This is a genomic window from Pseudoalteromonas sp. NZS127_1 (assembly GCF_015864295.1).
Taxonomy (GTDB): domain Bacteria; phylum Pseudomonadota; class Gammaproteobacteria; order Enterobacterales; family Alteromonadaceae; genus Pseudoalteromonas; species Pseudoalteromonas arctica.
This window is the reverse complement of the sequence record NZ_JADYXO010000025.1, coordinates 44,790-54,927: the sequence shown is the minus strand read 5'-3', so window position 1 is coordinate 54,927 and position 10,138 is coordinate 44,790. Positions and strand designations below refer to the sequence as shown.

Sequence of the window (10,138 nt, the reverse complement as noted above, 5' to 3'; positions counted from 1 at the left end):
TGTGAAGAATCAAACTGAATATCAGCCCCAAGCTATTTAAAGAAAGCTTGAGGCTGGTTAGAAGAGATGGTATCTACCTACTATCACTTTAAACTGCGCTTTAACTAATTCCTAAATACTTATGTACTTGTATAGATAGGCGCCAGTTTTTGGCAATGCAGGTGTCGATTGCTAATTTGGTTGCCGATACTTTTTGGCTAATTGGCTGCAAGTAAACAAGCTTTGGGTTAACACCTGTTTTAACAAATAGTTCTTCTAACTCTTCTACGTGCTTTTGCATAGCAACGGGGTGTTTAATCTCGTTTGCACGCTTCATTGTGCTGGTAAGTACTTCATAACCACCGCGCATATTAATTTTTGGCGATACCGTTACCCATGTTTGCTCTGGGGCGAGTATTTCAAACGTACCGCTGGTTTCTATTTGTGTACTAAAGCCGTGTTCGTGTAATAAGTTACATACTGGGTTTAAATCAAACATGCATGGCTCGCCGCCGGTAATTACTACATGCTTTGCGGTATACCCACGCGATTGAAACAACGCTAAAATTTGCTCTGCACTGGCGTTAGCCCAATGATCTGAGTCGGCCTTTTTTTCTACGGTTTCGTCCAGCGATACTTTATATACGTTATCAACATCCCAGGTTTGCTTAGTGTCGCACCAAGAGCAGCCTACAGGGCAACCTTGCAGACGTAAAAATATTGAGGGTGTGCCAGTAAAACTAGCTTCACCTTGAATGGTTTCAAACACTTCATTAATTTTGTACAAAAGAGATCTCACTTACTACCTAGCAGCCAAATTGCTACTATTAAAAAACCAAAAAGCGCTGTGCAAAAATTGTTATTTAAGCTGCGGCCGTGTAGTATATCGCGCCCTGATATAAACCTCTATTAAAACTAAGAGCAAAACAGATATGACGCAAAAAGTAGTTGTTATTTATTCCGGCGGTATGGACTCATTTACCGTATTAAATAAAGCCCTGCAACAAGGCCATGATGTATATGCCCTATCATTTGACTATGGTCAGCGTCATGTAAAAGAGCTTAAAGTGGCGGCAAGTGTGTGCGAAAAATTAAACGTTCCGCACAAAATTGTTGATATTTCGGCGATTAACCAACTTATTGGTGGCTCATCACTTACTGATGATATTGATGTACCTGAAGGCCATTACGAAGAAGAAAGCATGAAAAGTACGATTGTACCTAATCGTAATATGATTTTGCTCTCGCTTGCTGTTGGTTACGCGGTATCGCTTAAAGCTGGCCAAGTTTATTACGGCGCTCACTCTGGGGATCATGCTATTTACCCTGACTGCCGTCCTGAATTTGTGCAAAAAATGGATGATGTGTGTCGTATTGCTAACTACGACGCTGTAGAAATTTTTAGCCCATACTTAAACAATACTAAAATTGGTATTTTAACCGACGGTATTGAAATGGGATTAGATTACAGCCAAACGTGGACTTGTTATAACGGCCGTGAAAAGGCCTGTGGTAAATGTGGCGCGTGCCAAGAACGCCTTGAAGCATTTGCACTAAATAACATTACAGACCCGTTAGAATACGAATAAGCAGCAATTAATTAGTAATACAGTTGCTACAAACAAAAAAGGCTATCATCGATAGCCTTTTTTGTTTGTTTAATTTTAACGAATGGGTATAAATTACAACCAGCGCTTTACGCGCGCTTTGTAAGCCGTAAACTCTTCACCAAATAATTTAGTGAGCGCACGCTCCTCGGGTATTATTTGAAAAAACGTTAAATACGCAATAAAACCGATAATACATAAAAGTGCCCACAAGGAACTTAACCAAATACCCCACCCTGCTAAAATAAATGCAAAACCCACATACATAGGATTACGTGAGATTTTATAAATGCCACTGGTAATAAGTTTTGATGCTTGCTCTGGTTTATTAGGGTTTACAGTGGTGTTTGCTAGTTTAAAACTCACCACCCCTGCAATACAAAAAAAACACCCTATAATGACCAAACTTGCTGCTAGGTAGGTAATAAATACGGTGAAATCAATAACACTGTAATGCGCAATAAGCGCCATTATGCCTGCAAAAAACAGCACAACAATAACGGGAGGTATTTTATTATTTAACATGGCAACTCACTGTATTGGCTAAAATATGTTTATTATATGGTGACACTGACGTTATTAAACAATATCTAAAGTGTATAAATGATGAACACACTCAAAGCTGAGCTTAAGTGAACTATACAAATTAAGTTACAATTGTCAGCTTTATCAAAAGCGCTTAAAGGTTATACTTTAACCATAAACGAATAATAAAATGATAAGGAATGAGATTATGTCTGGAACTACGATGATTGTACTTATTGTACTAATTTCGGTTGGCTCAGGAGTGGTTTACGATATGTATAAAAAGCATCTTGAGTTTAAGCATAAAATGCAAAACAACAACAGCGATGCTCACAAACAATTAGCTGATACAAACGCACAAGTGCTTGCACTAAAAGAGCGTGTACAAACACTTGAGGCTATTGTTACTGATTCAAGCTTTAGCGTTAAAGATGAAATTAATAAGCTTTAAATTGTTATAAATAATTTGGATATAAATGCGCGTTTTCTGGCTGCTCAATACCATGTGCAGCTAAAAAGCCACCAATAGCTTGCCCGCAGCCCTGTGGTGCTCGCCCGCTGTCTATCTCAAAGTTTAACTGGTTAGCATGTTGCTTACCCATAGAGCAAAGCCCTACGGTACTTGGCGAGCGCATAGCGATACTTAAGTTACCTATTTGTTCAACCACAACGTGCTTACTAAAGCGCGCAAAACCTTTGTACTTAAATTGCTCGTTTACGTAGTCATTACTTGTAGCTACTAATGCCGTAATTAAGCCATGTAAAAAACTATTAGCAGATGAGTCTGCTGTTAAAAACGAAATAGTTTTGTTATTAAACTCGCTAAGTTGGCAATCTTTACATAAAAGCTCAACAGTATATAAATGTTGCTCGGCTATTTGCTGCTGGCTCTTAAGCTCAATACTTTTCCCTGCAAATACAATACGTTTAAGCACTTCATCAACACGGCTTTTTGCACTTGCGCTTTTAACAAGCTCAGGGTTTTGCGCCATTACCGGTAAGTCGTGATGGTTATTAAATGGCGTACTTATTGCGCCGCTTTGCATTAACTGAAAAAGCTCTCTTACTTCATGTTCACGCGCTACTTTTAACGCTAAAAATGCAGTTTGAATAAGCTCTGAAGTAGGTAAGTTTTCCTCTACTATCCAGCGTCTGCCAAATAATAGCTTTTTAGCTTTGCCTTCATTTGCAGATGCGCTTTTTTGATAGTTATCTGGGCTGAGCACTGCTACTTGCAGGTAAATTTCTTCACCTTTTTGTGCAGCAAGCACTCTAAAATGAGCCGAAAATTCTATACTCTCAAGCACTTCGTTTACGCTTTCAAGCGTGTGCTTGTAACGTAAAAAATGTTGTGGCACCACCCAGCTACTATTAGCCAATTGCACAAGGGGTGCATAAGAAATAGGTTGCTCGTAACTGTGTTGCCATTTTTGCTCATTACTAAGCAAATGATTAATGTGACTCTTGTTATCTGACATAAATAAACCAAATAAACTCGCGTTGTGCGATATAAACTATGAACACATTACGTCGTCAATGTCGTAATTAGATCACATGTACGCCCTACTTTCGGGCTTTTTTAACTATCGGTGAGTTCTTGATAGTCTGTTATAACTTTTTGATAGTATGGCTTATCTTTATTGATCATTTTATTATAATGATTTATGAGTTGGCGCTGATACATAGCGTGTTCTCTACTCGCAAAGTCCCACATTTTATTACCGGTGTGACTAATCTCATTATTGCTACTAAAGCTCACTTCAATCACTTCATAAAAACGTTTGTTGTCGTAAACTATTTGCTCACTTACAAGCCCTAAACCTAATTGTTTTAAACCGACTCGCAACTTATAAGTGTGATGCACTGGGCACAAAATAAAACGAACATTATTTAAATGCTCACTTACGTTATTAGCAATAATTTGTTGTATTAAACTTAACAACAGCTCACCGCCAACACCTGCTATTACAACTACTTGGCTTTTACTTTGAGCAATTTCAATTTTGCCTACATCCTGACATAAGACCTGCCACTGCGGATTTTTATTACAGGTTTTTTGTAATTTATTTATAGATGATAATTGCGCTTCTAGGTCGTTCATTAAAGTGGCGACTATATCTACAAAAATAACCTGGTTTGCAGCTGCGCGTTTTAATAGCGCCATGCCTAAATAACCATGGTCGCAGCAGCAATCCCAAATAATATCGTGATGCTGCGAAATTAATGTATCAATGGCAGTTAGGCGTTTGCTGAGCTTCATTTAATCAGGTATTTGTGACGTTTTGTAGATAAGTGCTTTTAAGCTTCTGTCGCTGTCTACTTCAATAAAACGCTCGGTAGGGGCTAGGCGCTCAACAAATTCAATTGCGCCTTGGGTGTGCTCGTTTATTAACGCCTTAAACGCCTCTTCGCTAAGCTCTGGGCTATTAGCGCACAATAACAATTGTGTGGTATCGCAAAGTAGCTCTGGCAACCTGCGCAGCACTTTTTGATAGTCTTTAGTTAAAATAAAGCTGCCTTTTTGAAAGCTTGGCGGATCAACTATTATTAAGTCAAACGGGGCTGCTTTTTTTAGTTTTCCAAACGACTTTAAAATATCATGAGGTAAAAAACTCACGCCGCGCTCAAAACCATTTAATTGATGGTTTTGCTTACCGACTTTAAGTACGCCTTTGCTCATATCCATGTTCATTACATGATCCGCTCCGCCTTGCATGGCTGCAAGCGAAAACCCACACGTGTACGAAAATAAATTAAGCACTTTGCCATGCTTACTATTAGCCATTACAAACTCACGGCCGCTGCGCATATCGGGAAATATTCCGGTATTTTGGCGGCTCTGTAAATCAACCAAAAAACGAATGCCGTTTTCGGTTACAACATGCGGGTTAGGTAATTGCCCATAAACCACGGTGTTTTGGCTTTGTACGCCAGCGCGCTGCTGATAAACAAGTGACGTAATAAGTTCTGGCTGGTTTTTTTGTGCCCACTGCCACACAACATCGGTAAGCTCGCTTAGTGTTTGTTCGTCAATTTCGTCGTACGAAACCAAAAACAAACTTGGCGGATAAAAGTCTAAATTAATATGACTTAACGCCTCAACACTGTGGCCTCGACCATGAAAAACACGGCACAGTTCATTTTTTAAAATTGGCGCATCTTTAAGCGCAGTAATAAGAGGAGTAAAGTTTGCTGTCATTTTTAATTAATCAACTGTTGTTGTAGTTCATGTATTTCATCGCGAACAGAGCCCGCTTTTTCAAATTCTAAGTCGCTTGCGTATGCATGCATTTTGGTTTCAAGCTGCTTAATTTGTACGGTAATTTCTTTGGCGCTAAGTACCTTTTTAGAGTCTTTACGAACAAGTCTAAGGTTATCTTTAGGGCCGGCTTCTTCGCCTATATCCATCGCATCAAGAATCTTTTTGGCTAGTGAATGCGGTTCAATACCGTGTTCAATATTATAAGCATGCTGAATTTCGCGTCTGCGCGCTGTTTCGTCCATGGCCTTAGCCATCGATTTTGTGATTCTGTCGCCATATAAAATAGCGCGACCATCTAAGTGACGTGCAGCACGACCAATGGTTTGAATAATTGAACGCGCCGAGCGTAAAAAACCTTCTTTATCGGCATCAAGTATGGCTACTAGCGCCACTTCTGGCATATCCAGGCCCTCTCGAAGTAAGTTAATACCCACTAACACATCAAACACGCCAGCACGTAAATCACGAATAATTTCAACGCGTTCAACTGTGTCTATGTCTGAATGTAAGTAACGCACTTTTACGTCGTGCTCACTTAAGTAATCGGTTAAATCCTCCGACATACGTTTGGTCAAAGTGGTTACAAGTACACGCTCGCCCTTCTCTACACTTTTGTAAATTTCTGATAGGAGGTCGTCTACCTGATCGCCTACTGGGCGAACTTCAATAAGTGGGTCAAGCAGTCCTGTTGGGCGAATTACTTGCTCTGCAATTGCGCCCACACAACGCTCTAATTCAAAATCACCAGGTGTAGCCGATACATAAATTGTTTGTGGTGAAATAGCTTCAAATTCTTCAAAGCGCAGCGGCCTGTTATCCATTGCAGAGGGCATTCTGAAGCCATACTCAACTAAGTTTTCTTTACGGCTTCTGTCGCCTTTATACATCGCGCCAATTTGCGATACGGTTACGTGCGATTCATCAATAATCATCAATGCGTCGTCTGGGAGATAATCAAGTAACGTAGGCGGCGGATCGCCTGGCGTACGACCCGACAAATAGCGGCTGTAGTTTTCTATACCAGAGCAATAACCTAGCTCTCGCATCATTTCTATATCGTATTGCGTACGCTGTGTTACACGTTGTTCTTCTACTAATTTATTAGCACTGAGTAACTGGGCTCTTCGATCTTTTAGTTCTTCTTGTATTTTATCGATAGCACCGAGTATTTTTTCACGCGGGGTAACATAGTGTGTTTTTGGATAGATAGTGGTGCGTATTATATGCTTTTCGACGGCGCCAGTAAGCGGATCAAAAATACTCAAGCGCTCTATTTCGTCATCAAACATTTCTACGCGAATTGCGAAGGTGCTAGATTCTGCAGGAAATATATCAACCACTTCACCGCGTACACGATACGTACCACGGCTAAAATCTATGTCGTTACGCGTATATTGTATTTCGGCAAGGCGACGTAGCATGTCGCGTTGATCTACTTTTTCGCCCACTTTTAAAAGCAGCATCATTTTCATATATGACTTAGGGTCGCCCAAACCATAAATAGCCGATACCGACGCCACAATAATGGTGTCGCGGCGTTCAAGCAGTGCTTTGGTTGCACTTAAACGCATTTGCTCTATGTGCTCGTTTATCGAGGCATCTTTTTCAATAAAGGTGTCGCTTGATACAACATAGGCTTCTGGCTGGTAGTAATCGTAATACGATACGAAATACTCAACCGCATTTTTAGGGAAAAACTCTTTCATTTCTCCGTATAGCTGCGCGGCAAGTGTTTTATTGTGCGCCATTATTATTGTTGGACGGTTTAAATCGTTAATAATATTAGCCATGGTAAAGGTTTTACCTGTACCAGTGGCGCCTAATAATGTTTGATGTGCAAGCCCTGCTTCTAGGCCTTCGCACAGCTGTTTAATCGCTGTTGGCTGATCGCCTGCTGGTTTAAAATGTGATTTCAACTGAAAATGGTCGCTCAATTATTGCACTCCTGTAACGATTCGCCGCTCAGCGTTTCTAGTTTTTTCATAAACCATTTATACGCCACTATTGCTGTAAATAAGTTACCTAAAGCAGCGCCAATAAACAGCCCTAATAATCCGGCTATTTCGTTGCCTACATAAGCAAATGGTACATAAAATATGAATAACCGAATGACACTTAATACCAGTGCGTACATTGGTTTGTGTAAAGCATTAAACGATGAGTTTGATAATATGATCACCCCTTGTAAGCCATAGCTTAACGGGATGGTATAAATAAAGAGCTTAATTACATCTATTACGGCTTGTTCTTTACCAAACAATTGGCTTATAACACCTGAAAATGCAATGAGTAATACGTAAATAGCAAATTGCCATACCATCACAAATTTTAGTGTACCGGTATACGCTTCTTTAACGCGGCACAATTTGCCAGCCCCAAAATTTTGGCTAACAAACGGCGGCAAAGTCATAGATAGCGCAAGCACTAATATACTTGCAATAGATTCTATTCGGCTTCCCACTCCAAATGCGGCTACGGCTTCTGGCCCGTGGTGCGCAACCATAGCGGTCATTACGGCCATTGCAACCGGTGTAAGCATGTTTGCGCCGGCAGCAGGCAAACCAATTTTTAATATTTTACGAATAGCGCCAGTCACTGTTTGCTTGCCTGCTTTTAGGCTCAACAAGCGTTTTTTAACCGCTAATATATATAAAATAATAACCACAGCAACCGACCATGCAATAACACTTGCTATGGCAGCGCCTTGAATACCTAAGGCAGGTATTGGCCCAAAACCAAATATCAGTATAGGGTCGAGTACGGCGTTTATCAGCCCTGCTCCACCCATTACTATACTTGGCGTTTTTGTATCGCCACTGGCGCGCAGTACCGAGTTACCAATCATTGGGGTTATTAAAAATACACTACCGATAAACCATATATTCATGTATTCGTGTATTAACGGCAATACTTGTGCGCCCGCTCCTAGCAAAGTAAATATGGGGTCAATCAGTAAATACCCAACAGATGACAACACAATAACCAGAACCACACCAACCATTAAAGAAATACTGGCGTCAAAACGCGCTTCATCTATTTTATTACTACCGAGCGCTTTTGCTATTACCGCCGATGTACCGATCCCCAACCCTATTGCTAAGCTAATAACGGTAAAGGTAACCGGAAATGTAAAGCTCACCGCTGCAAGCGGCTCAGTGCCTAGTAAACTTATAAAGAATGTATCGACAATATTGAACATCATTAGCGTGATCATGCCGAATATCATCGGGATGGTCATCGTCTTTAATGTGGGCAAGATGGGATCGTTTAGTAAATCTGGGCGAGTCTGGGATTTTGAAATTGCGCGCATGAAATAAATAGGCCTCTTTTACTGAACGAATCATTTTAAAGCATCAAGGCAGTTCAAGCCACGGATTTATCACTACAATTGAAGTAATTAAAGAAGTAAAGATTCGAAAAAATAGTAAAACTTAGTTTTTGCATCTTTTTGTTAAAATAGAGCCTAAACACACCAAAAACCAATTAAAACACATTTTTATAACTTTTATTACAAACACCCAGTGATATATGATGCTTTTTCACACAAAGGTACTGCTTGGTTTATCGTTACGAAAAAATTCCCTCATCGAGTTGCATACATTCAGCATCAAATCATAACCCATTGTTTTATATTGAATTAAAAATAGTGATTTAAAAGCTTGAAATCGTTGTAGCACCCTAAACCATTGGTGCCGATGATGTTCTTAAAGTTTCATAAACAGAGTTATCCACAGAAACCGTGGATAACTCATTCAAACCCGCATTTATAAAGGCTTTGAGAGAGCCTCCATTTTCAGTGATATCCAACCAATTGACCATTTGTTAATTGTGGCATTTTTATAAACTCACGCTAAAAACTGTAGCTCACCAATTTTTCTTCTTAACATAGTTGTACGTTAGGTATAAAAAAACGTTTAATACAAAGTTAAGTTATTGATTGCTCTATTTTTGAACGGATAAAAAAAATACTCATTTTATACATAGTGATTAGATCACAATTTAGATCAAAAAATATTTCTGTGAATATACGCATAGATATATTTTTAGAAAATTAAAACAAAAACGAATTAAATACGAGAAATATCGCTAAGTAAAAAATGAGTTTTTATGTTTTTGAGTTGTTTTTTAATAACAAGCCACTTTAATACCGTGTTTAATTTAACCAATTTGAAGGCTCAGCAATAATAAAAGTCACATTGTTATTCTTAAATTTTTAAAAAAGTAACTTTAATAGAGCTATAAAACACGCAGATCGAACACAAAAACAACGAATAAACCTCTTTTTTCAATTTATGACTTTTATATGTTGACACTTTGCGGCGCGGTCATTAATATTTCGCCCCGTTGAAAGGCAAGACGCTTCCCCCTTAGCTCAGTTGGTTAGAGCGACGGACTGTTAATCCGCAGGTCCCCCGTTCGAGTCGGGGAGGGGGAGCCAAGTTTATGTTTACGATGTAGTTCCCCCTTAGCTCAGTTGGTTAGAGCGACGGACTGTTAATCCGCAGGTCCCCCGTTCGAGTCGGGGAGGGGGAGCCAAGTTTATGTTTATGATGTAGTTCCCCCTTAGCTCAGTTGGTTAGAGCGACGGACTGTTAATCCGCAGGTCCCCCGTTCGAGTCGGGGAGGGGGAGCCAAATTCATAATTATCATTTAGTTCCCCCTTAGCTCAGTTGGTTAGAGCGACGGACTGTTAATCCGCAGGTCCCCCGTTCGAGTCGGGGAGGGGGAGCCAATTCTAAGAATTTCATAGACATCTCAAGCTAAT

Annotated in this window: 9 protein-coding genes and 4 tRNA genes; 6 read left to right on the top strand and 7 right to left on the bottom strand. The window is 39.9% G+C overall.

What is annotated here, in order from left to right; translation table 11 throughout:
* Positions 1-100: 100 nt before the first annotated feature.
* A complete protein-coding gene (gene queE, locus I6F50_RS17730; RefSeq protein WP_197120016.1) occupies positions 101-766 on the bottom strand; it encodes a 7-carboxy-7-deazaguanine synthase QueE in 666 nt (221 codons plus the stop codon).
* Positions 767-911: 145 nt separating this feature from the next.
* Between queE and queC the strand changes: the two genes are divergently transcribed.
* Positions 912-1,568, top strand: a complete 657-nt coding sequence (gene queC, locus I6F50_RS17725; RefSeq protein ID WP_007583902.1) for a 7-cyano-7-deazaguanine synthase QueC — start codon at positions 912-914, stop codon at positions 1,566-1,568.
* A 93-nt stretch (positions 1,569-1,661) separates the two neighbouring features.
* Here queC and I6F50_RS17720 read toward each other — a convergent pair whose 3' ends face one another.
* Entirely contained in the window at positions 1,662-2,111 is a 450-nt protein-coding gene (locus I6F50_RS17720) for an isoprenylcysteine carboxylmethyltransferase family protein (RefSeq protein ID WP_165728188.1), read from the bottom strand.
* Positions 2,112-2,319: 208 nt separating this feature from the next.
* Between I6F50_RS17720 and I6F50_RS17715 the strand changes: the two genes are divergently transcribed.
* Positions 2,320-2,562, top strand: a complete 243-nt coding sequence (locus I6F50_RS17715) for a hypothetical protein (RefSeq protein WP_197176903.1) — start codon at positions 2,320-2,322, stop codon at positions 2,560-2,562.
* A gap of 4 nt (positions 2,563-2,566) precedes the next feature.
* On the opposite strand, the gene I6F50_RS17710 is transcribed toward I6F50_RS17715, so the two are convergent.
* From I6F50_RS17710 to I6F50_RS17690, 5 genes are all read right to left on the bottom strand, one after another.
* Positions 2,567-3,589, bottom strand: coding sequence for a hypothetical protein (locus tag I6F50_RS17710; RefSeq protein ID WP_197176902.1), 1,023 nt, complete (start codon positions 3,587-3,589; stop codon positions 2,567-2,569).
* A 101-nt stretch (positions 3,590-3,690) separates the two neighbouring features.
* Positions 3,691-4,371 carry a tRNA (adenine(22)-N(1))-methyltransferase TrmK gene (locus I6F50_RS17705; RefSeq protein ID WP_197176901.1) on the bottom strand — a complete coding sequence of 227 codons (681 nt, stop codon included), beginning with the start codon at positions 4,369-4,371 and terminating at the stop codon, positions 3,691-3,693.
* Positions 4,372-5,310, bottom strand: coding sequence for a class I SAM-dependent methyltransferase (locus tag I6F50_RS17700; protein ID WP_197160677.1), 939 nt, complete (start codon positions 5,308-5,310; stop codon positions 4,372-4,374).
* Positions 5,311-5,312: 2 nt separating this feature from the next.
* Positions 5,313-7,307 (bottom strand): excinuclease ABC subunit UvrB, encoded by a 1,995-nt coding sequence (gene uvrB / locus I6F50_RS17695; RefSeq protein ID WP_197160679.1) that lies wholly within the window; start codon positions 7,305-7,307, stop codon positions 5,313-5,315.
* A complete protein-coding gene (locus I6F50_RS17690; protein ID WP_197176900.1) occupies positions 7,304-8,683 on the bottom strand; it encodes an MATE family efflux transporter in 1,380 nt (459 codons plus the stop codon). Before I6F50_RS17690 ends, uvrB begins: the two co-directional genes overlap by 4 nt.
* 1,051 nt (positions 8,684-9,734) lie before the next feature.
* On the opposite strand from I6F50_RS17690, the gene I6F50_RS17685 reads away from it, so the two are divergent.
* The 4 genes from I6F50_RS17685 (at position 9,735) to I6F50_RS17670 (ending at position 10,105) form a co-directional block, all read left to right on the top strand.
* Positions 9,735-9,811 (top strand) — tRNA-Asn (locus I6F50_RS17685).
* Positions 9,812-9,832: 21 nt separating this feature from the next.
* Positions 9,833-9,909, top strand: a tRNA-Asn gene (locus tag I6F50_RS17680).
* A 21-nt stretch (positions 9,910-9,930) separates the two neighbouring features.
* A tRNA-Asn gene (locus I6F50_RS17675) sits at positions 9,931-10,007 on the top strand.
* Positions 10,008-10,028: 21 nt separating this feature from the next.
* A tRNA-Asn gene (locus tag I6F50_RS17670) sits at positions 10,029-10,105 on the top strand.
* Positions 10,106-10,138: the final 33 nt, after the last annotated feature.

Coding starts and splice junctions, on each gene's coding strand:
- queC (WP_007583902.1), top strand. CDS start 912: ATGACGCAAAAAGTAGTTGTTATTTATTCCGGCGGTATGGACTCATTT.
- I6F50_RS17720 (WP_165728188.1), bottom strand. CDS start 2,111: ATGTTAAATAATAAAATACCTCCCGTTATTGTTGTGCTGTTTTTTGCA.
- I6F50_RS17715 (WP_197176903.1), top strand. CDS start 2,320: ATGTCTGGAACTACGATGATTGTACTTATTGTACTAATTTCGGTTGGC.
- I6F50_RS17710 (WP_197176902.1), bottom strand. CDS start 3,589: ATGTCAGATAACAAGAGTCACATTAATCATTTGCTTAGTAATGAGCAA.
- I6F50_RS17705 (WP_197176901.1), bottom strand. CDS start 4,371: ATGAAGCTCAGCAAACGCCTAACTGCCATTGATACATTAATTTCGCAG.
- I6F50_RS17700 (WP_197160677.1), bottom strand. CDS start 5,310: ATGACAGCAAACTTTACTCCTCTTATTACTGCGCTTAAAGATGCGCCA.
- I6F50_RS17690 (WP_197176900.1), bottom strand. CDS start 8,683: ATGCGCGCAATTTCAAAATCCCAGACTCGCCCAGATTTACTAAACGAT.